Annotated in this window: 14 protein-coding genes and 3 pseudogenes; 6 read left to right on the top strand and 11 right to left on the bottom strand. The window is 42.4% G+C overall.

Going from position 1 to position 22,289, the window contains the following annotated elements:
- Nucleotides 1-3 precede the first annotated feature (3 nt).
- A complete protein-coding gene (locus FTU35_RS05490; protein WP_004974923.1) occupies nucleotides 4-1,131 on the bottom strand; it encodes a Re/Si-specific NAD(P)(+) transhydrogenase subunit alpha in 1,128 nt (375 codons plus the stop codon).
- 880 nt (nucleotides 1,132-2,011) lie between these two features.
- Between FTU35_RS05490 and FTU35_RS05485 the strand changes: the two are divergent.
- Together FTU35_RS05485 and FTU35_RS05480 are read left to right on the top strand one after the other, a co-directional pair.
- Nucleotides 2,012-2,931, top strand: a pseudogene (locus FTU35_RS05485) (DMT family transporter).
- Nucleotides 2,932-3,025: 94 nt separating this feature from the next.
- Nucleotides 3,026-4,216 (top strand): annotated as a pseudogene (locus tag FTU35_RS05480) (MFS transporter).
- 28 nt (nucleotides 4,217-4,244) lie between these two features.
- Here FTU35_RS05480 and FTU35_RS05475 read toward each other — a convergent pair.
- Nucleotides 4,245-4,889, bottom strand: coding sequence for a hypothetical protein (locus FTU35_RS05475; protein WP_004974903.1), 645 nt, complete (start codon nucleotides 4,887-4,889; stop codon nucleotides 4,245-4,247).
- Nucleotides 4,890-5,119: 230 nt separating this feature from the next.
- Between FTU35_RS05475 and dusA the strand changes: the two genes are divergently transcribed.
- Entirely contained in the window at nucleotides 5,120-6,142 is a 1,023-nt protein-coding gene (dusA, locus tag FTU35_RS05470; RefSeq protein ID WP_096901399.1) for a tRNA dihydrouridine(20/20a) synthase DusA, read from the top strand.
- A gap of 63 nt (nucleotides 6,143-6,205) precedes the next feature.
- Here the strand turns inward: dusA and FTU35_RS05465 are convergent, their stop codons facing one another.
- The 8 genes and pseudogenes from FTU35_RS05465 to FTU35_RS05430 all read right to left on the bottom strand — a co-directional run bounded on the left by FTU35_RS05465 (nucleotide 6,206) and on the right by FTU35_RS05430 (nucleotide 16,480).
- Nucleotides 6,206-6,979 carry a ThiF family adenylyltransferase gene (locus tag FTU35_RS05465; protein WP_096901398.1) on the bottom strand — a complete coding sequence of 258 codons (774 nt, stop codon included), beginning with the start codon at nucleotides 6,977-6,979 and terminating at the stop codon, nucleotides 6,206-6,208.
- Nucleotides 6,980-7,047: 68 nt separating this feature from the next.
- Nucleotides 7,048-7,872 (bottom strand): TatD family hydrolase, encoded by an 825-nt coding sequence (locus FTU35_RS05460; RefSeq protein ID WP_180064569.1) that lies wholly within the window; start codon nucleotides 7,870-7,872, stop codon nucleotides 7,048-7,050.
- Between the two features lies 1 nt (nucleotide 7,873).
- Complete coding sequence (locus tag FTU35_RS05455) at nucleotides 7,874-8,890, bottom strand: RsiV family protein (RefSeq protein WP_096901396.1); 1,017 nt, start codon at nucleotides 8,888-8,890, stop codon at nucleotides 7,874-7,876.
- Between the two features lie 49 nt (nucleotides 8,891-8,939).
- Entirely contained in the window at nucleotides 8,940-9,755 is an 816-nt protein-coding gene (locus FTU35_RS05450) for a hypothetical protein (protein WP_004974888.1), read from the bottom strand.
- A gap of 163 nt (nucleotides 9,756-9,918) precedes the next feature.
- Nucleotides 9,919-11,511, bottom strand: coding sequence for a peptide chain release factor 3 (locus tag FTU35_RS05445; protein ID WP_004974887.1), 1,593 nt, complete (start codon nucleotides 11,509-11,511; stop codon nucleotides 9,919-9,921).
- A 134-nt stretch (nucleotides 11,512-11,645) separates the two neighbouring features.
- Nucleotides 11,646-11,882: pseudogene (locus FTU35_RS05440) on the bottom strand (Fic family protein); the annotation flags it as partial.
- Between the two features lie 3 nt (nucleotides 11,883-11,885).
- Nucleotides 11,886-13,952: a bifunctional diguanylate cyclase/phosphodiesterase gene (locus FTU35_RS05435; RefSeq protein ID WP_154320324.1), complete on the bottom strand. Its 2,067-nt coding sequence runs from the start codon at nucleotides 13,950-13,952 to the stop codon at nucleotides 11,886-11,888.
- 323 nt (nucleotides 13,953-14,275) lie between these two features.
- Nucleotides 14,276-16,480 (bottom strand): carboxy terminal-processing peptidase, encoded by a 2,205-nt coding sequence (locus tag FTU35_RS05430; RefSeq protein WP_180064568.1) that lies wholly within the window; start codon nucleotides 16,478-16,480, stop codon nucleotides 14,276-14,278.
- Nucleotides 16,481-16,674: 194 nt separating this feature from the next.
- Here FTU35_RS05430 and nagZ point away from each other — a divergent pair, with 194 nt between their 5' ends.
- Together nagZ and FTU35_RS05420 are read left to right on the top strand one after the other, a co-directional pair.
- Nucleotides 16,675-17,778, top strand: coding sequence for a beta-N-acetylhexosaminidase (gene nagZ, locus FTU35_RS05425; RefSeq protein ID WP_096901392.1), 1,104 nt, complete (start codon nucleotides 16,675-16,677; stop codon nucleotides 17,776-17,778).
- A 557-nt stretch (nucleotides 17,779-18,335) separates the two neighbouring features.
- Nucleotides 18,336-19,226 (top strand): class I SAM-dependent methyltransferase, encoded by an 891-nt coding sequence (locus FTU35_RS05420; protein WP_096901407.1) that lies wholly within the window; start codon nucleotides 18,336-18,338, stop codon nucleotides 19,224-19,226.
- 59 nt (nucleotides 19,227-19,285) lie between these two features.
- Here FTU35_RS05420 and FTU35_RS05415 read toward each other — a convergent pair whose 3' ends face one another.
- The gene (locus tag FTU35_RS05415; RefSeq protein WP_004974874.1) at nucleotides 19,286-20,620 is read right to left on the bottom strand and encodes an alpha/beta fold hydrolase; all 1,335 of its coding nucleotides are present in this window, start codon (nucleotides 20,618-20,620) and stop codon (nucleotides 19,286-19,288) included.
- A gap of 341 nt (nucleotides 20,621-20,961) precedes the next feature.
- Between FTU35_RS05415 and FTU35_RS05410 the strand changes: the two genes are divergently transcribed.
- Nucleotides 20,962-22,227: a glutamate-5-semialdehyde dehydrogenase gene (locus FTU35_RS05410; protein ID WP_180037473.1), complete on the top strand. Its 1,266-nt coding sequence runs from the start codon at nucleotides 20,962-20,964 to the stop codon at nucleotides 22,225-22,227.
- Nucleotides 22,228-22,289 lie beyond the last annotated feature (62 nt).

Raw genomic sequence — 22,289 nt, 5'->3', positions numbered from 1 at the left:
TCCTTAACCACGCTTTAACAGCACTTGACCGTTATGAGTGACCAGCAACGCTTTCTGAATTTCTTCTTCAGGATTCAATGCGAAGTTCTTGTCGTTATCAAATAATGTTTCAACAAAATTCAACACATTACGCGCATATAGTGCAGATGCTTCTGTCGATACAGTCGATGGAATGTTTGGAATACCCAAAATTTTCACACCATTGGCAGTCACTACAGTTTCACCGCATTGTGAACCTTCGACGTTACCGCCCGTTTCGACTGCCATATCTAAAATCACAGAACCCGGCTTCATTTTTGCCACAGTTTCCGCTTTGATTAAACGCGGTGCATCACGACCCGGCAATAACGCAGTGGTAATCACGATATCCGCATTAGAAACGGCTTTATCGACAATCACTGCTTGGTCTTTAATGTATTGTTCACCAGGCATCCAGCCATAACCATTTTTGGCAGCATCGGCAGCTTTTTGTTGTTCTTCTTCAGACATTGGTACGTCTAACCACTTACCACCCAAAGATTCCACCTGATCTTTTGCCGTTGGACGCAAGTCAGTTGCTTCGACTACAGCACCTAAACGCTTCGCTGTTGCAATGGCTTGCAAACCAGCAACACCCACACCCATGATCACAACACGCGCAGGTTTTACAGTACCCGCTGCCGTCATTAACATTGGGAACATGCGTTGATATTCTGCTGCAGCCAACAACACAGATTTATAACCTGCCAAGTTGGCTTGTGATGACAACACGTCCATATTTTGCGCACGCGACAAGGTACGTGGCAAAAGCTCTAAAGCAAATGCAGACACCTGAGCCGCAGCAAATTGGTCTAATTCAGTATTGCGGTAAGGATCAAACATCGCCACCACAGTGCTGTTCGGTGCAAGTTTTTGAATTTCTTCACCCTTTGGGGCACGAACTTTCAAAATCATTTGGCTACCGCGATAAGCATCATCTGTCATGGTCGCGCCTACTTGTTCATAAGCGCTGTCGATATAAGCGGCTTTTACGCCTGCACCACGTTCAATGACTACGCTATGACCCGCGCTAATCAACTTCTTTACTGTTTCTGGCGTCGCAGCGACACGATTTTCACCGACAACAGTTTCGGTTGGAATTCCGATCTGCATGAGCGTTCCTCAAGCTAGTTTTTCTTAAGTCAACATCGTGGATAACGATGCTTTCCCCTCAGGATAAGTTTTGTTGAATTTTTGGATTCTAATGCAACATTTTTAAATTACCACCCAATATTTATTTAATAAATACCCATATTTTGAACTGATGATTCATAAAAATATTGTTGCGAGATATAATTGATAAGTTTTGCTTCTTGAATATAAGTCTAATTATTCAGCAAAACTTCGATTTGAAGTGTCTAAAAGAAAAAAAGCGATGCTTTGAGCTTGCAGTTGACCACATTTAAATGAATTAAGCATTGATCATTCTGACACGCATTTCACTTAATTGGGAAAATCCGACTTAGCGCTAAAAGATTGCATATCTATACATTTAAGCGCTAAAAGCAAAAACTTAAACACCAAATTGACTTTTTTGACAATTTTTACACCGCACAACAAGGTTCAATTTAGAAGTGTTTTGCGCATCTGAAAACCTTAGAAAAACCTACCTTTGCCTTATGAGTAAAATAGAATATTTGAAACAGTAAAACTTTTAAAAGAAGCTTGAATTTATTCAACTCAGGTCTAAGTTAAGTGCTGCTATTTTTTTCATTTTTTTTGTGCGTCATTTAGTCTGATGATGGATTTTCTCTGTTTTGCAACATTTTTAGCTAATTTGCACCATTATCGTGCAAAGCTCATTTACTCTACTTTTCACAAAATTTATGCCATCTCAAGCAGACCATCTGCATAAAATCGGCTATGCTTACTCAAATACAGCACACAGCTTTATTCATGCAGTCGCATCTGTCTTTATCCATCATACAACTTGTATTTGTGTGCGCGGCATGTGTCACTTTTCTTGCATCCACCTTGCTCGACAGCATTTTTCATGATCAGACTTAACGCCACACAATGGGGCTCCATCTTTGCCTTATTTGCAGCCTTTTTGTTTAGTACCAAAGCCATTTTTATTAAACAAGCTTATGCACTTTCACCGTTGGTCGATGCAACCGTACTCATGGCTTTGCGCATGGCAAGTGCCCTGCCTTTCTTCCTACTGATTTGTTGGCTCAATACCACAGTCGCAACATCTCTACACGCAATTGGCTGCTGCTGATCTTTGCAGGTTTGATGGGCTATTATTTTTCCAGTTGGTTGGATTTTTTAGGGCTGATGTTCATTAGTGCCTCATTAGAACGCATTATTCTGTTTTTATACCCAACACTCACCGTCTTGGCTTCGAGTGTGATGTATCGGCAGAAACTTAGCTGGTTGAGTCTGTTTGCAATTGCCCTGAGTTATGGCGGAACAGTGATTGTGATGTTACAGGAACAGAGCAATACTCCGCATGACACGTATTTTTGGTTAGGCAGTAGTTTAGTGTTCGCCAGTGCAGTGTGTTTTGCAGGCTATTTATTGCTGACCAAAAGCCTGATTCAGCATTTTGGCTCTTGGAATTTTACAGGTCTGGCTTTAAGTATTGCCTGCATCGGTACGCTTACGCATTACAGTTTGGTCACACCGAATCCACTGGGACTGGTGCAACAACTGCCTGTAGAAGTGCTAGGCTATGGTATTGCTTTAGGGATATTTGTCACAGTCTTGCCCACCTTACTCATGGCGCACAGTATCGCCCGTTTAGGTGCGGCACAATCGGCCATGATTGCTTCAATTGGCCCCATCTTGACGATTTTATTGGCCACAGCATTTTTAGGTGAACATCTAAATGGCATACAATGGTTCGGCTGCATGCTCAATATTGTAGGCGTGATGATGATCACCTTGTCCAAAAACAAGTTCTCTCATTAAGTTAAAGGCGACATCCTGCCACTAATGAAGTTGAATATTGGATTCAATCTTTGAGCTACTGCAACCCCGTTTTACCATTGACCTTAGGATAATTATGAACACTGCACCCGACATCAGCCAAGATAAAATCCTGCTCTGGTTGATGGCGATTGCCTGTGGTCTATGCGCGGGGGCGAATTATTATTGCCAACCGCTGATTTACTCGATTCATCAATCTTTCCAAATTCCGCAATCCCAAGTGGCATTGACAGTGACTTTTGCACAAGTGTCTTATGCTCTGGGTTTATTATTCATTGTGCCCATGGGCGATATTGTCAATAAAACCAAATTCATTCCCTTATTGATGTTTTTGGCCTCGATTGGCTTATTTTTATGTGCCTTTTCCAGCAATTTAAGCATGCTATGGATTGGCACGATTATCACAGGGCTGTTTTCAGTTGCAGCATAAGTCTTAATTCCCTTTGCCACCATGACCGTAAAACCTGAAAAAATGGGTGAAGTGGTCGGTTTATTGATGAGTGGTTTATTGGTCGGTATTTTACTTTCGACCAGTTTGGCAGGTTTGCTGTCCAACTTATTCCATTGGAAAGTGATTTACCTGATTAGTGGCGTGCTGATGCTATGCATTGCCGCAGTCCTCAAAGCGCGCTTGCCGTTTATCTCAACCAGCAAACTCAGCTATTTGGCCGTATTTCAGTCTATGGGCAAACTCATTTTAGAAGAACGTCGTTTGGTCTATCGTGCCTTACTCGGTGCGTTTGCTTTTGCAGCGATGAGCGTATTGTTTTCCACCATTGCAGTATTACTTAAATCTAGTTTTGGCTTAGCTGACTTTATGGTGGGCATTGTGGCAATGGTGGGTGTATTCGGTGCTCTTTCAACCAAACACGTGGGGAAAATTGCAGATCGTGGCTATGTTACAGCGCTGACGTGGGGGGGGTTGGCGTTATTGGCAATTAGCTGGGGCTTTCTATACAACGGACAATTTAGCTTATGGAGTTATATTCTTGGTTTTGGCTTAATTAACCTTGGGCTTGCTACCGTACACAGCAGCAACCAAAACGTGATTTTTCGCTTACGCCCCGATGCCAAATCGCGGATTAACTCAATTTATATGACCAGTTATTTTACTGGCGGTGCTTGTGGTTCTGCTTTGGGGATCTATGCTTGGCAACACGGTGGATGGTTGTGGAGTTGCCTAGTTGGTTTGTGTTTTGTTGCCGCCGCAATGAGCTTTGCCCTGCTCGACTGGCAACATCAACGTCAACACACCGCCATGCCTTAAACGCTGCGATTACAATCAAGCAAGTCGCTTAAGACATTTGCATCACAGGATAAAATGGCTGACTCAACTCCACATTTTCTAAATTTTCCAATAAGATTTGGATAAAACACGGCATCAACGCACACAGTAAAGTATTGGCATGGCTGAGTTGTTTGCGGTTGATTGCACTGTTATAAGTTGCACCACCTTGTAAAAGTTGCTGCTGTAACGTCAATAAGCGCTTAAACAAACATGCCAAAATTGTAGCTGAATCATGGATGTGCAATGCCTGCATAATCTGCTGTTTCTCTGCTTCATAATCTGCACGCCATTCAGCTTCAGTCATTTTTTGATTACGCCAATCCCAAAAACTTTGATACAAATAAGGATTGGTCAGCAATACCTCTAAACTTTGTGGATATTTTTCCCAAATGATTCTCGCCATGCGCTGATCGACATCTTTTTGATACATGCGCTGCACAAATTGCTGCAAAGTCTGTTGTGTATGCTCTGCCGTCTGACCTTGCGCATACAAGGCACTCAACGCCACCCATGCTGTCATAAATTGCATATCGACATCATCATGAAACTCAATGGCTTTTTTCCACCAACTTAAACTGCGCTGCATGCGTAAATTAAATGCCGTTGAAAATTCATTTTTCTTAGTGCGATAAATTTCTTCTAATACCAACATTTTATTTTCCCTCTTATGCTGCGTTATCCTATCTTTTCAACATACTAAAAAACGGCTACGCATACAAATACTGAGCAGTTCCGCTTTAGCATCTACGGTTGCGCTGCTTTGTTCATAGCGAACAAAGCAAAGTTAATGCCAATGGATGTGGGTTGGGGATACTGTCGATTTTCACTTAAACCCCGTATAATGCGCGGTCTTGTGCTTTTGTTTTTCAATTCAGGTGGGTTATGACACGTGCCATCCAAACTTTACAACCTCGCATTTCGGTTGCCCCGATGATGGACTGGACTACCCGCGATTACCGTTTTTTTGCACGTTTATTTAACCCCAATATCATTCTGTATACTGAAATGGTAACCACTGGCGCAATTTTATTTGGTGATGCCAAGCGCCATTTAGATTACAGCAAAGAAGAACATCCTATTGTCTTGCAGTTGGGCGGTTCAAATCCGAAAGACCTTGCGACCTGCAGTAAAATGGCACAAGACTGGGGTTATGATGAAATCAACCTGAATGTTGGCTGCCCAAGTGATCGAGTACAAAACAATAAAATTGGTGCGTGTTTAATGGCAGAACCAGACTTGGTTGCAGAGTGTATTGCCGCCATGCGTCAATCGGTTGATATTCCTGTGACCGTAAAACATCGCATCGGGATTGATGACATGCACTCTTATGCAGAGATGCTGCATTTTGTGGATACTGTGGCTCAAACAGGTTGCAATAACTTTATCGTGCATGCCCGAATTGCCTTATTACAAGGTTTATCGCCTAAAGAAAACCGCGAAGTTCCGCCTCTGCGTTATGAGGATGTGTATCGCCTAAAACAAGACCGCCCCGAATTGTTAATTGAAATTAATGGTGGAATTAAAACGTTTGCCGAAACCCAACAACACCTCAAGCATGTCGATGGGGTGATGATTGGTCGTGAAGCCTATCACAACCCTTATTTACTGGCAGAGCTTGGGCAATTATGGGGGCTAGAATTACCTGACCGTTTTGAAATTATGCAGCGCATGTTGCCGTATATTGAACAACGTCTACAACAAGGTGCACCACTTTCTGTCATTACCCGCCATATTTTAGGTTTATTCCAAAACCTGCCAGGTGCACGTAAATGGCGTCAGGCACTAAGTGGCGGCAATGCCAAAACATTTGCAGATGTAGAGCAAGCATTGGTCAATATTCAAGCAGCAATGCAGCGTACGGAAGACTATTCAAAAGAGCAGCAGCTACAACGACCTACTGAATAAAGTCATTGGCGATGTGCAAAATCAAAGAACTTTTTTATAAGCCATGCCTCGCATGGCTTTGATTTATGTATTTTTAGCCTGTAAGGCATCTAACTTTTTCAACACTTCTGCCACAGCTACCATCGCAAAACTGGACGTGACCACCACCGCCGAACCATAGCCGCCACAGCGCAAGCCTGCGCTTGGGCATACATCGGCACTAGAAAATGGATTGTCGATGGAATACACACAGGTAATCCCAAACTTTTCTTTTGGCTTTTTACAAATACCTTTGCTGCGTAATTGGGCGCGCAATTTGGCCAACATTGGGTCTTGTTCGGTTTTAGATAAATCTGCCACTCGAATTTTCAACGGATCAAGTTTGCCACCTGCACCACCCGAAACAATCAGTGGAATCTTGTTAAAACGACAATGCAGCATCAACGCTAGTTTAGCTTTTACGTCATCAATGCAATCTAAAATCAAATCAGGTGCAGTCGCCAATAACGCTTTGACGTTATCTGGACTGAGGTAATCATCGACCAAATTAATTTTGATACGTGGATTAATAGAACGGCAACGCTCTGCCATGACATTAATTTTTTCATGCCCCAAGGTTGAGCTCATGGCAGGCAATTGACGGTTAATGTTAGATGCTGCGACCACATCCATATCCACCAATGTCAGCTCGCCGATACCCGTACGTGCCAACGCCTCAACCGCCCAAGAGCCGACACCGCCAATTCCTATCACCATGACATGACTTTGGGCATAATGCTGAAAAGCACTGTCGCCATAAATTTTGGCCACACCTGCAAAACGGCGTTCATATTCATCATCTTGAAGAAGATCTGTCATGCTGCAATCAAATTTAATTTCAAAGTGTGGGCATTTTACTGCGTTTCGCAGACTTCGTGTTGTTTCATCTAAAGTTTAGGCAGGTCTAATACTTGAACACTATTCTGCCAAAGCTGTGCGGCTAAAGTTTGCGGTGAAATATCTAAACAATCCGCTAAACCTTCAAGCACATAAATCAGGTTCGCAGGGGTATTTCGGGTTCGTGATTGAGTATCTGTCTGACAACATAAAGGCGTCATATCGGGGCAGTCGGTTTCCAAAACCAAATGTTCAGCACCAATTTCCTGCACAACACGGCGCAGTTTTTTTGCATTGGGATTGGTAATCTGCCCTGTCACACCAATTTTAAAGCCTAATTTGATCAGTGCTTTGGCTTCTTCTACCCCACCGCTAAAAGCATGTGCAATGCCACCAAACTGAAATTGTTGCTGTTTGAGTATTTTTAAGGTTTCGGCATGAGCCTTACGAATATGTAGCAGTACAGGTTTTTGTCGATGGCGTGCGATTTCCAATTGCGCGGCAAAAAAATCTTGCTGCTTTTGAAACGCTTCAGGCTGTTTATGTTCAACCAAAAAAGTGTCTAAGCCAATTTCACCCACCGCGACACAATGCTGTTGTTGCAAAAACTGTTCTAAATCTTGTAAATGTTGGTCTTGATGTTGTTCGATATAAAAAGGATGCAAGCCTGGTGCAAGATGACTTTGTGGCACATGCTCAAGTTGGTTTAAAAACTGTTGTGTAGAGATTAAATCTTGAAAACGTGATTGTACAAAGCCAATCAGTACCAAATGTTCTACGCCTGCTGCCTTGGCCGCATACGCCAATTGCTCCCGATCTGAGTCAAAATCAGGTACATCAAAATGGGTATGCGTATCAAACAGCGCAATGCTCATATTAAGATTTCGCTTTGGTTGTGTTTACTGCACTGGCTTCGGCAGATTTTGCGGTTGCTTCAGAGGCTGCTTCTGTTACAGGCAAATACGCAGCTTTTAAAATCCCCTGCAGTTCTGCATACGGAATGGTTAAACGCGGTAAACCAACGACATAAGGGCCTATTTCATATTCTGCGTATTGCAGAATTAAACCCTGTTGACCTAAATAGTAATTTTCCGACAGCTTAAATTTCCACGCTTGTTCATATTCTTGCACATTGGTGGAAAGTTCAGATGCGATGACCCATTGTTTAAACGCTTCGTAGGCTTTGCGCTCCAATTGTGGACGCTGCTTCTCTAACAGAATGTCATTTAACAATACTAATTTTTTCTGTTCTAAATCAAAATTATAGTATTGCTGTGCCGATGCACCATGCGCTCCTCCCAAATAACTACTGCTATTCAGTACCACGGTTGCCAAAGGCTGATCTGCATTCAAAATTTTAGGCTTAATCATCAAACTGATTTTATGATTTGAGCTTAAAGCTTTCAGTTCCTGATCAAGTACCAAAAAGCTTTGCACATAAGGCACAGTTTGTTTTTCTAATTTTTGCGCCAAAGTTTCCACTTGTGCAATGGCTGCTGCAGTGGGGTTGCTGGCAGGTGCATCTGCAGCACTGGCTGCTGTATTTTCACTGGCTGCATTCTCAACTGCTATAGCCTCAGAAGCCGCCTGCTGTGGTGCAATTTCTAAAATTTGTGCCAATTCTTGAATAATTTTCTGATCAATAAAATGGTCGATAAAGGCCTGATTACTATTCAAACGCTCAATTGAAATTTCAGGGCAGTTATTCCCTTCACATTTAGGCAACGACAAATTCAGTTTTTCAGTATCCCCGACCAGTTTTAAGCTTTGTTGTTCCGCCTGCGTCTGCTCTGGCTCGACTGTTTCTGGTTCGGTTTTCTTTGGCTGACATGCAGTAATCCCTAGCGTTGTAATTAAAATACTGATCGCCAAAATACTTTTATTTTTCAACATGGATCCAACCTTGATTTCATCTATTTTTGCTTGTCACCGTACTCACCTACTAAAACATAGATGGATAGATGTCTGCTTTTAAAACTTGTTGTGTTTGTGCTTTGCTTAGGTAAATATCTAACTGCGTGCCATCTTTGACAATTTCATGGGTGCGATAATGCAATCCTAAGCCCTGATCATCAAAAAACCAATCTGCCTGCCCCCAGTATAATTTGGCAGGTGCTGCTTTTTGCACGTCACTGCTTTGTGTTTTGAGCCAATCCTGATAGGCCTGCTGTACAAAAGTATTCATACGGGTTTGTTGTTTGGCATCAATCACATCTAAAACAGACAAGGCTTTTTGCTGCTTCCGATCTGCCACAAAGAAATAATAGCGTTCCTTGACTTGCGTGCCTTCCTGTTTGCTATCTACCCCGACTTGCAACAAAACATATTGATTGCGTTGATATGCCATACGGGTGTACATCGCCAATTCATAAGCTTTATTTTGATCTAATTGTGCCTGCCAAGCATCGGATTTTTTCACATAGGCATCTACGGCTTGCTGCAAATTCATGTTTTGTTTTAAGCCAATTTGGTCTTGAATCACCATGGCCTGATTTTTTGCAATCCAACTGTTGAGCCATGTATCTTGGGTATTTAAAGTTTGTACTTCTAATTCAATGCAGTTTTTATTTTCACAAAATGGCAAGGCAATTTCTGCCGCCTGTTGCTTGATATTCAAATACGGTAAAACATCCGCTTGATCTTTCTGAAAAATAGACGTTTGCTCATCTGAGTTTTGATCTTGTTTAGATGAGTCACAGGCGCTAAGCAAAACCATCCCGCTCAAAATTGCACCCAGATAAACCGATTTTTGCTGCATGATTTCCCCAATTCACTTATCAAAAATAATCTTTAATCTTTTACCGCCCCCATAATAAAACAGCTTCCTAAAGAAGCTGTTTTAATTTTGAAACTTTTAGCCACGCTGAACATTCATCTACGCTACGCTGATCGCACCTGCCAGATCAAACATTAGCAACGGCTTAGTGCTCGCGCGTGTTTCTAAACTCAATGTCAGGGTAACGCTCTTGCATTAACTGTAAATTCACACGGCTTGGCGCGAGATAAGTTAAGTGACCGCCACCATCGACAGACAACTGATCGTGGGCTTTTTTCTTAAATTCGTTAAACTTTTTCTCATCGGCACAAGACACCCAGCGTACCGTGTTGATGCTGACAGGCTCGTAAATACAATCGACTTTGTATTCTTCTTTCAGGCGATAGGCGACGACTTCAAACTGTAGCACACCAACAGCACCTACGATTAAATCATTGCTGTTTTGTGGCATAAAGACTTGCGTTGCACCTTCTTCTGAAAGCTCTTTAAGGCCTTTTTGCAGCTGTTTGGACTTCAATGGGTCTTTCAAGCGTACACGACGGAACATTTCAGGTGCGAAGTGCGGAATCCCTGTAAATTGCAACTTTTCACCCGAAGTGAAGGTATCGCCAATTTGAATCGTCCCGTGGTTATGTAGACCAATAATGTCGCCCGGCCAAGCTTCTTCGAGGTGCTGACGGTCACCTGCCAAGAAGGTCAAGGCATCGCTGATACGTACATCTTTATCAATACGCACATGCTTCATTTTTAAGCCTTTTTCATACTTGCCTGAACAGATTCGCATGAAAGCAATACGGTCACGGTGCTTCGGATCCATATTGGCCTGAATTTTAAAAACAAAACCACTAAAGCCTTCTTCATTGGCTTCTACAATACGGTCTTGCGTTGGATGTGCTTTTGGCGGCGGCGCATATTCACTGAATGCATTCAATACATGATCTACACCGAAGTTACCCAAAGCCGTACCAAACAGCACTGGTGTTTGACGACCCGCTAAAAACTCTTCACGGTCTAAAGGCTCATTCGCCATTTGTACCAATTCAAGTGATTCTTCAAATGCCGCCCATGCCAATTCACCTACTTTTTCACGTAGGTCTGCATGGTTATAGCCATCACGTACTTCAATTTCAGGAATAGTTGAACCAAAACCTGATTTGTACACATAAAACTTTTCTTCGATGAGGTTAAACACCCCTGCGAAATCACGCCCTGTACCCATTGGCCAAGTGATTGGCACACACTTAATTTTGAGGACATTTTCAATTTCATCCAACAACTCTAATGGTTCACGAATTTCGCGGTCCATTTTGTTGACGAATGAAATGATGGGTGTGTCACGCATACGACACACATCCATTAATTTAATGGTACGGTCTTCGACACCTTTCGCACCATCAATCACCATCAGTGCAGAGTCCACCGCAGTTAGAGTGCGGTAAGTATCTTCAGAGAAATCTTCGTGCCCTGGGGTATCGAGCAGGTTAATCATTTTGTCTTTATACGGGAATTGCATCACCGAAGTTGTAATGGAAATACCACGTTCTTTTTCCATTTCCATCCAGTCAGATGTTGCGCCACGATCTGACTTACGGCTTTTTACCATCCCTGCAACTTGAATGGCTTGTCCCCATAACAGCAGTTTTTCTGTCATGGTGGTTTTACCAGCATCGGGGTGGGAAATAATCGCGAAAGTACGTCGCTGTGCGACCTGCGCCGCTAACTCATCTTTAAAACTCATGCAAGACACCTACTGCAACCGCAGTGTATAAGATCAAAATGATCAATATGAAAAATTGGCGTAATTGTAGCAGATTTGAATCAAATTTTATTGATTGTTGATATGTTCTAATTTATCCACAACTGAGAATATAGTTATTTTTTCAATCTATACTTTTGCTTTTGGCTTTTCGGTTTTTCTGGAATCGTACGTTCAATCAAACCTACTTCTATGGCAGGATTCATATCGTTCTTTTGGAATGTTGCGCTATGAGTTAAACCTAACAACTGCATCAACTCAGCCAAACTATATTCATCTTGTTTCATCACTGAAATTAAACGCTGGACTTGGTCGCTCACTTGTACGCTATCTTGAGCGGTAGCATGATCGCTAGCTTAAGCCGAATGTTTAAACAGCTCTTCTAAACGCTCAACATCCATTGGTAAGCCTAATAAGTAGCCCTGTAATTGCTGACAGCCTAAACGGGTTAAAATCTCAGCTTGCAATGGCGTTTCCACCCCTTCAGCGGTCACAGTTAAACCCAGTTTAATGGCTAACTGAATAATACTTTCTAAAATTAATTCTTCTTTGCTGTCCAAACACAAATCTAAAATAAAAGCACGGTCAATTTTCAACTCATCGACTGGCAATTTTTTCAAATACAAGAAACTCGAATGTCCTGTACCAAAATCATCAATCGCCAATTGAATCCCCATTTGACGCAAACGCTCAAAACTACGAATACTCGATTCAATATGATGCATTGCTGTACTTTCAGTCACTTCAATCATCAGGTGATGGGGTTGAATCTCATAGCGTTTAAACAAGTTTTCTAACGTCGAAAATAAGTGTTTATGTTCAAACTGCACTGCCGATAAATTCACAGCCACAGGAAATAACGGTGCACCCGATCTTTCCCAAATTTGAATTTGTTTAAAGGCTTCTTCTAGCGTCCAATAGCCAATTTGAATAATCAACCCCGTCTTTTCAGCCCCTTTAATAAACATATTTGGGGTAAGTAAACCATGTACGGGGTGATACCAACGAATTAAAGCTTCTACGCCACAAATTTTATGGTCAGCGGCTTTAAACTTTGGCTGATAGAACAACGCAAATTGTTGTTGTTCAACCGCTTTATATAAATCATTAATCAACTTACTTTGGCTTTTGGCCTCAAGTAACTCCAGATCATAATTAAATACCGAACTGGTGTTACGCCCCTGATATTTAGAGGTCAGCATCGCCGCATCAGCATTCATTAAAATATCTTGCAAATTGGTGCCATGCTCTGGATACATCGCAATGCCAATACTGCCTGAAATATTAATGACCTTGCCTGCAATTAAGAAACTTTGCTGAATCAGTTCTAATATTTTTTCAGAAATGAGCGTGGCTTCTGCGATATCGGTATGTTCAATCACCAAAAGAAATTCATCGCCACCAATTCTTAATAACTGGGTATTTTCGCCCAAGTGGGATTGCACACGTTTAGACAACTGAATCAGCAATTGATCGCCAACATGATGCCCAAATACGTCATTCACCGCTTTAAAGCGGTCTAAGTCGATATACAAAAATGCAATTTTAGTGTTTTTTTGCCGATGCTCAGAAAAAAGCAATTGTGCATATTCAGCTAAATATAAACGGTTGGGCAATTTGGTCAGGTTATCTTTGACTGCCTGATTGGCCAATTCACGGTTGGCTAAAGACAATTGTCTGCTTTTTTCTTCTAAGCGCAGCTCCAGCAGAGATACGCCCACCGCAGCAGCAAAAATCAGACTGGTCACTAAAATAACCACCAACAGAGCTGGCCCTTGCCCGATCTGGAAGTGCCCTGATTGAGGCAAATCTGCTGTAGAGTAAAAATGCAGTGCTTCCATGCCTATATAGTGCATGGCAACAATGCTCAGACTCATGAGCACCGCAATGAAAATTTTATATTGTGCCTGACGCCCCATTCTGCACTTGGAATGAAACATAAACCAAAAGGTAAGTATTGCACCGCCAATGGCCACTAATACAGACAGCAAAACAATGGTAGGATCATAATAACTACGGTAGCCTTCTACCTGAATTCCCATCATGCCCGTATAGTGCATGCCTGAAATACCCAACCCCATTAAAATGCCGCTCAGGATCAAACGCGCCACAGGCAAGGTCGATTGCGTGGTCAGCCAAACCGCAAACGTAGAGGCGATAAATGCAATAACAAAAGATAGGGTCGTAAAGCTAAGATCAAATTGATACGGTGCAGGTAACTGGCAGGCCAACATGCCCACAAAATGCATACTCCACACTGCCGCACCCAGCAGCAAACCACTCATGATTAATGCAATTTTTTTTAGTTGTTGTTGTACATTTTGAAAAAGCATTTGCCCAACAGACACTGCAAAATAGCAGGCCAATACTGAGATTGCTACCGAGCCAATTACCAAGCTCAGATCATAATGTACATGCATCATTAGATGTATCCATCTCTGTCATATTTTATTGTTTTTCGGCTACTCAATCTCACACTCTCTTATAAATAATAACTAAAAAGCAACCTGAACGACGGATTGATCTAGCAAAGACTGCATTGACTTAAGAGTCTAATACTATTCCGCTTTGGTCAATAGTCAAATATATAATATGTCATCATGAAATAATGGCAATTCAAAACTGCTAAAAATAGCTGTCTGACTCAAAGCTATATGCATCTTGTCACTTTACTTTTCGCTTTAGGATGAAAAAAACCAGCAACTTTTCGCTGCTGGTTCTATTTGATTAAGATTCTAACATTGTTTTAAGGTTGATTCGGCTCAGAAACACCTTTTTGTAACATGGCATAGTCTTGCAACACCTGCGCTGCTTCAATCACAAAAGCTTCTTCCTCAGGTAAAGCAGGGCGTTGTGCCGCTTTCATTTTGGCACGCGCTTCTGCCAAAGCATCAATAGATGCCTGATAGCTTTCCCAATTAGCAAATGGTTTCAAACCTGTTTCCTGACGGCGTTTGTTTTCCGCAGTCAGCGTTTGTTGCTCCAAAGCTAACAACTCTGCTCTGCGTTGTTCAATATCTAACACAATGCTTTTGCGATCTTCAGTTTGTTTGGCAATTTGCTTACGTTGTTCCAAATATTGAAATTGTGGATCAAGCGTGACACGTTGCTGTGACAATTGACCCAACTTGGTGATGTACGGCTGTACTGAACCTTCACGCTTAAATGGCGCAGTTGGAATGGTATCCCACTTCAAGGCATTTTTAGCTTTACGCTCACCAAACTCCTCATTGTAAATATCCACCAGTTTAATATCTGGAATCACACCTTTGTTTTGGGTACTTCCACCTGTAATACGGTAGAACTTACGTTGAGTTAAGGTCGCCTGCCCATAAGCTAAGGTGTCGAGTTGTACCTGCGCTGTACCTTTACCTGTGGTGGTGCTACCAATCACAATCCCGCGCTGATAGTCCTGAATTGCAGCAGAGTAAATTTCACTGGCCGAAGCAGAAGCAAGGTTAATCATCACTGCCAATGGGCCTGCATAAGTCTGTGCACCGCCATCGTCATCTTCAAATACGCTCACGTTGCCATTGCCATCACGAATTTGCACTACAGGGCCTGATTTGATTACTTGCCCAAGCATACGTGCCACTTCTTCTAGTGAACCGCCAGGGTTGTTACGTAAATCGACAATAATCCCTGCGACATTTTTGGCCGCCAAACTTTTCAGGGCATTGTTGGTATCTTCCGACACCGAGCGATATTCATTACCTGCACGACGCGCACGGTAATTCAAATAAAACGATGGAATTTCAATCACACCATAGGTATAAGTTTGACCATCACGTTTGATGTCAATCGTTCGTGAGCGAACTCCCGCATCTTCTTCCTGAATCACATCACGCACAATGGTCACATTACGCGCCTGATTCATCGCCGCACCCGCACCCAACAAACGCACAGTGACTTTGGTGCCACGTTTACCGCGAATCAGCCCCACAATTTCATTGCTCGGCCAACCCACAACATCCACCATTTTTTCGCCATCTTGCGCCACACCAATAATGCGGTCACCCGATTTCACCTGCCCTATTTTACTGGCAGGGCCACCTTCAACAATGGTTTCAATTTTAGTGTAGTCTTCATTGCCTCGTTCAGGACGAATCGACACCCCAATCCCTTCAAGCTGCAAAGTCGTTTGACGATTCAGCTCCATCGCATCAACAGGTGGGAAATAATTGCTGTGCGGATCATAAGTCAGCATCATCGCATTCAAAGTTTTATCCAGCACATCATCGCTCTTTAAACGATCCATGCGCTCTAACTGACGAGTATAACGCTTAGTTAAAGTCTGCACTGGAGTCAAATCTTCTGGACTTGCCAAATCCTGACCATTGGTCAATTCAGGGTTATCTTTAATGGCTTTTTGTTTTGCCAATTCTTCTTCTTTGCTAATGGTCAGGTTAATGAGCTGTGACACCAACATTTTTTGCCAATGCTTACGCATTTCTGCTTCAGTATTAAAGAACGGTGCTTTTTCCCGATCTGTTTCAATCGTGACATTTGGCTGTTTTAAATTTTGTGGTTTTTTCAGCTCTGCCAACATGAAATGATAAAACTGTTTTAAGCGTTCACGATACTGTGCATGAATTTGATACGGCCCCGCCAAATTGCCTGCTTTTAATGAAGCGCCAAATGTTGCTGCATATTGTTTGCGGTATTGCTCAACTTCTTTAGCCAAAAACAAAGTATGGTCTGGGTCTAAACTGTCGATATAAAAATCAAAAATGCGCTGCGACGTCGCAGCATCTAAACGCTGATTTAAATAATGCTGACGATCGACCAAGGTCGCCAATTGACGCGAAACCAAAGCTTGTTCCTGCGTCGGCACAATACTGTTAGCAACGACAGCGGTATTATTGGCTGCAATTGCCTCGTTAATGGCGTGAGAAAAGAAAAAACCGCCAGTTGCTATTGCAACCGCACAAGCGATGGTTTGAAGTTTCATAAAAATATTTACGTCCTTGGTTTTTGACCAATCTCTGCTTTTCACAATGAATTGAGCAGATTCAAAATCTTATACAACTTAATTTGGGTCTATCGTGTAGTTTTATCATAATCTGTGCTGTCAAAATGTAGCAAATCATTGCAGAATTCAGGTATTGTTTTTTTATTGATAAAAATCGAATACGGACACCCAATATGATTGGCGCATTGATGCTCGACATCGCTGGCACAGAACTTACTCAAGAAGATATTGAACTATTAAGCGCTCCGCAAGTCGGTGGAGTCATTTTATTTGCCCGAAATATCCAATCTCCTGCGCAAGTACGCGCCTTGACCGACCACATGCGTCAGGTACGCCCTGATATTTTAATTGCAGTCGATCAGGAAGGCGGACGCGTACAACGCTTAAAACAAGGTTTTACCCTATTGCCTGCTATGGGTAGATTTGGCGAGTTATACCAAAACGAACCTGAACGTGCCTTAGATTTAGCCGAAGAATGTGGCTGGTTGATGGCCACCGAAGTATTAGCCGTAGGCATTGATTTTAGTTTTGCACCCGTTTTAGATTTAAATGACATCAGTGATGTCATTGGAGATCGTGCTTTTGCTGCGCGTCCTGTCGATATTATTGCTTTGGCAGATGCTTTTTTACGTGGAATGCATCGTGCAGGAATGGCAACCACAGGCAAACACTTTCCTGGACATGGATCGGTTAAAGCAGACTCTCACGTTGCTGCCGCGATAGATTCACGTTCTTTTGCCGAAATTCAACAACAGGATATGCAAACCTTTATCCAACTGCAAAATCAACTGGATGCGCTCATGCCTGCGCATGTCATTTATGATCAGGTCGATCCGAACCCTGCAGGTTTTTCTGAGTTTTGGTTACAGCAAGTGCTTCGCAAAGACTTGGACTATGATGGTGTACTCTTTTCGGATGATTTAAGCATGCAGGCGGCTTGTGTAGCAGGCGATGCCGATGCACGTATTCATGCCGCTTTGCTTGCAGGCTGTGACATGGGATTGGTCTGCAACAACCGTGCTGCACAACGATTGGCTTTAAATGCGATTGCCGATTTACCCTTGCCGAATCAGGCACGTTTAGAACGCATGCGCGGTAAAATCCCTGAGCTTAGTGCAGAGTTTAGCATTGCTGAAGTTTTAGACTTGGGTGATGAATGGCGAAGCGTCCGTGATCGTATCTTGGTATTTAAAGAACAAAGTGCCACGCTACTGGCAGCACAAACTAGTCACGACCCGACCAATTATTCAAGTACCACTAAAAACGCTGCGACTTGAGATCACCACAAACTAACTAGGGTCTGTTGACAATTCGTCTATGTTTGCGACGTGAGAGATATATCTCGCAAGATTTTTTAGCTGATATAAGGCATGGGACAGGAAATTTAGTCATTCTAAATGACTGGCACATAACGCAATAGCAGCAAAAAATATGCTCGCCCCCTTGCGCAGCAAACAAAGCAACGCTTTGTTCTTGCTCATGTGGCTAAAACTTTCTCAGATTGCGTTATGGAACTTGAAAATAGGTCCACTATTCCCTGCGTTTTATGCCTGATCTGCTCAGTTTTAGCCTACAGCGCAAGCCATTTATGAAATGTCAACAGACCCTATACGCCTTCACTTTTTCACAGCATTTATACGACAAAGGAACACGACAGCTTGTTCCTTTTTGATTATGATAAACTTATTCTATTTTGAGTATATGCCTGACACCGCAGCTTGAGTGTCAAAGCATGCCTAAAAAGACAACGACCACCATACAAACAATTAAGGTCTATACGAAAATGACAAAAACATTGCTGAACAGCAAAATCACGACAGAAAAAAGGACTGAAATGCACAACTCGGATGCCAAGCCAACTCGCTCAGACACGACTGCATTGTCCAAACATCAGCATATTTCTTTTACCGCACATTATACGGGATATATCTGGTATCAAAGGGGGATTTCACATCCTGTATTTGCGACCCGAAAAGGCAAGTTTTTAGCCAAATTGGTACATCCTTTAGAAAACTGGGCAGAACGTCATGTGGGCGGCAGTATGCGCAGCACCCTCAAACAACGTCACCAAATGATTGATGCACACTTAACCGCACTGATTCAGCAACATCCGCAATTACAAGTGCTCGAAATTGCATCTGGGCTGTCACCACGCAGCTGGAACTTTCGACAAAAATATCCTGAACTGAATTACCGTGAACTGGATTTGCCTGATATGGCGCAAATTAAAACTCAAGCGTTACGACAAATTGACCACGACGCACCTGAAGTTCTCACCGCCGATATTTTTAGTGAATCCTTTCAACAGGCCTTTGAATATTTTGATCACTCGCAGCCCTTAGTAATTATTAGTGAAGGTTTAATTAACTACTTCAGCAAAGACATGCTACAACAGCTGTTAAATGGCATGTGTAACTACACCCAAGACTTTCCAGAACTGCATTATTTAACCGATATTTACCCTGAACCCGTCAAAAACAAGCTCGCCAATTTTATTTGGAACTGCAGCCGATTATTGAAATTTATGTCACGCAGTGCTTTCACCTTTCACTTTCAATCTCCGCAGGAATTAACTCAGTTTTTTCAAAATGCAGGTTTTGAGCAAGTGCAGCTACAACAACCACAACTGTATTTTTCCAACAGCTCTTTAGAAAAAACAACCGCAGAACATTTAGGCGATTTAGTCTGGATGGTTCATGCCTACAAAAAAAATAGCGTGGTTTAACACGCTATTTTGATTCTATTTTCTTTGGATAATTTTAAACCAAGCACTGATTTTATCTACTAACGGGCATATTCCAAATTTTGTGCAGCCGCTTTTTGACGTTCCACATAACGCAACAAACGCTCTGCCACCTCAAAACTACCATGCTTAAATAATGCGCGTAGTTGCTGCCCTTGGCTTTCAAAAATTAAACATTCAATGCTAAAACTGCCTTCCTCATCCTGTAATTCTAAGGCCATATCTCGTTCAAACTGTGCTGCTTGTGCCGCCAACGCAGCATTTTCAAAATCAAGCAATACACCAAAGAAGTTTAAATCGACAATGTGCGTAGCAATTTTCAAATCAGAATGACGATACTGCAAATGACTTTGCGGATTTTGCACCCGAATACGCGCTTCTCCACGGCGTTCCATCGTCAATAGTTGCGCACGTGTCATTGGAATAATGCCATCTAAGTCCTGAATAGATTCATCGCTTAAAAAGGTCGCAAATAAATTCATGGTTTCTTTACGGCGCTGTAATTGCGGCACATGATCTGCATTGGCAATCATGGCAAATTCCATGTTCGGGCACTGTAAGGCAAAATTGGCATTTTCATGCGGCAAGGTAAAACTGTCATATTGCCCACACGCCACCAAAACCTTACATTGCGGAATAGGCACATTGGTTAACCGCAATAAACGGTTGCAGTTCACATCGTAGCGATCTTGCTCTGTAGCGGTAAAGTCGGCCATTTGTCGGTAAAACAAACGCTTTGCAGTCGGTGACATGCGAGTTTGTTCCATTTTGGCATGATTGACCAAGTATAAAATCACCGCCTGACCAAATTCATCCATGCGCTGCTCTTTCATTAAATGCAGTGATTCTTCAAGCAACATGCGCCAACTTTTACGGGTCTTTTGCATAACCCCCATTAAAATCATGCGATCAATCAATTCAGGACGCTGATCTGCTAGACACGATGCCACCACCGAACCCAATGACATGCCCATGACGGATACTTTATCTAAGCCGACAATATCCAGCCAATCACCCAACATCTGACCTAAATCATGCAGTTCTAGCGTTCCTGCCGACTCACCTGTTTCCACATTGGTCATTTGCTGATTGGCGCCCATAGATGGCATATCAATTAAAATGATTGGCCCTGCACGAAAAAGCTGCTCGACACAATATTTATATGAATTAAAGTTTTGGAATGCACCACCAATAATCACAATTGGAGTTAAATGTGCGGTTTCTGGCTGAGCAATTGCCATGTATTCCACTTTCCAGCCGTTGATCCAAGTGGTACGAGCGGGTTGTTTAAAGCTGTGTTTATCATAAATATCAAAAAAACAGACATGCGAACTTGCGTCCTGTACATCCGTGTCCATCTGGATCATGGAATTCATATTCCTTACCTCCATGCGCATTTTATTTTTATTGTGCAAGTGTTCGTCATTGAACGATTACCCACTTATCTGAATTAAAGTGGCATCCTGCTTATTGTTGTGAATGACATCAATGTCGTTATCGCATCATTCTATACAGGTGCTGATTTTATACGCAACATTTTCTATGACCGCTCATCTACTTTTAAATCATAAAGCATTTCAAAATATTAATTTTTGTGATGAAAGCATTGAAAAATATGAAAAGATTGAACAATTTAGTCGATTTTCCGCTGAGACGCTTCATTGTGCAGGCACAGACTGTTAATATCGAGTTGAAATTTCTAAGTGATCAAACCGCTATGCAAGAGTCTATTGAACAATATATGCAAACGGTAGGACAACAAGCACGCCAAGCCTCTCGTGTCTTAGCAAGCGCTTCTACCCAATCTAAAAACAATGCGTTATCGGCTATTTATACGGCATTGGAAAATAGCGAGTCCGCTATTTTAGCTGCCAACCAAATTGATATGACCAAAGGTCGTAACAACAACTTGGATAGCGCACTGCTTGATCGCTTAGAACTTAACCCCGCACGCTTTAAAGGCATGTTACAAGGTCTGAAAGATGTGATTGGTCTCATGGATCCAATTGGTGAAATTACCGATATGGCTTACCGTCCATCTGGTATTCAATTGGGCAAAATGCGTGTACCGCTAGGTGTGGTGGGCATGATTTACGAATCACGTCCAAACGTAACCCTTGAAGCTGCGTCTTTGGCATTAAAATCAGGCAATGCGATTATTTTACGTGGTGGTTCTGAAGCACTGGAATCTAACCAAGCGATTGCTGCCGCGATTCAACACGGCTTAAAAGCATCAGGCTTGCCAGAAACATCGGTGCAAGTGATTAACACCTCAGACCGTGCTGCCGTTGGGCAATTAATTACCATGTCTGAATATGTAGATGTAATTGTGCCACGTGGCGGTAAAAGTCTGATTGAACGCATCAGCAATGAAGCGCGTATTCCAGTGATTAAACATTTGGATGGTAACTGTCACGTATTTGTAGAAGCACAGGCCGATTTACAAAAAGCCCTGCCTATTGCCCTGAATGCAAAAACTCACCGTTATGGCGTCTGTAATGCCATGGAAACATTGTTGGTCGATGAGGCTGTTGCCGCACAATTCTTGCCACGTATTGCCGAGCTATATGCAGAAAAACAAGTCGAATTACGCGGCTGTCCTGCAACCCAAAAGATTTTAGGCACGACCGTCAAAACTGCCACAGAAGAAGACTGGTACACCGAATATCTAGGTCCGATTTTGGCGGTTAAAGTGGTTTCAGGCATAGATGAAGCGATTGAACATATTAATAAATATGGTTCACATCATACCGATGCGATTATTACTGAAAACTTTAGCTTGGCGCGCCAGTTCCTTGCTGCGGTCGATTCAAGCTCAGTCATGATCAATGCATCTACTCGCTTTGCCGATGGTTTTGAATATGGCCTTGGTGCTGAAATTGGTATTTCAACCGACAAAATCCATACCCGTGGCCCTGTAGGCTTAGAAGGCCTAACCTCACAAAAATGGGTGGTTTTTGGTGATGGTCAAATTCGCCAATAAAATCCATCTATAATTTTGACACATCTAAATGTAATGTTCAGTTTCACATGAAGCTGAACATT

It is taken from the genome of Acinetobacter sp. YH12095 (genome assembly GCF_013419245.1).
Lineage (GTDB): Bacteria > Pseudomonadota > Gammaproteobacteria > Pseudomonadales > Moraxellaceae > Acinetobacter > Acinetobacter towneri.
Note: the sequence above shows the minus strand (reverse complement) of the source record. Positions and strands in the feature narration are given on the sequence as shown.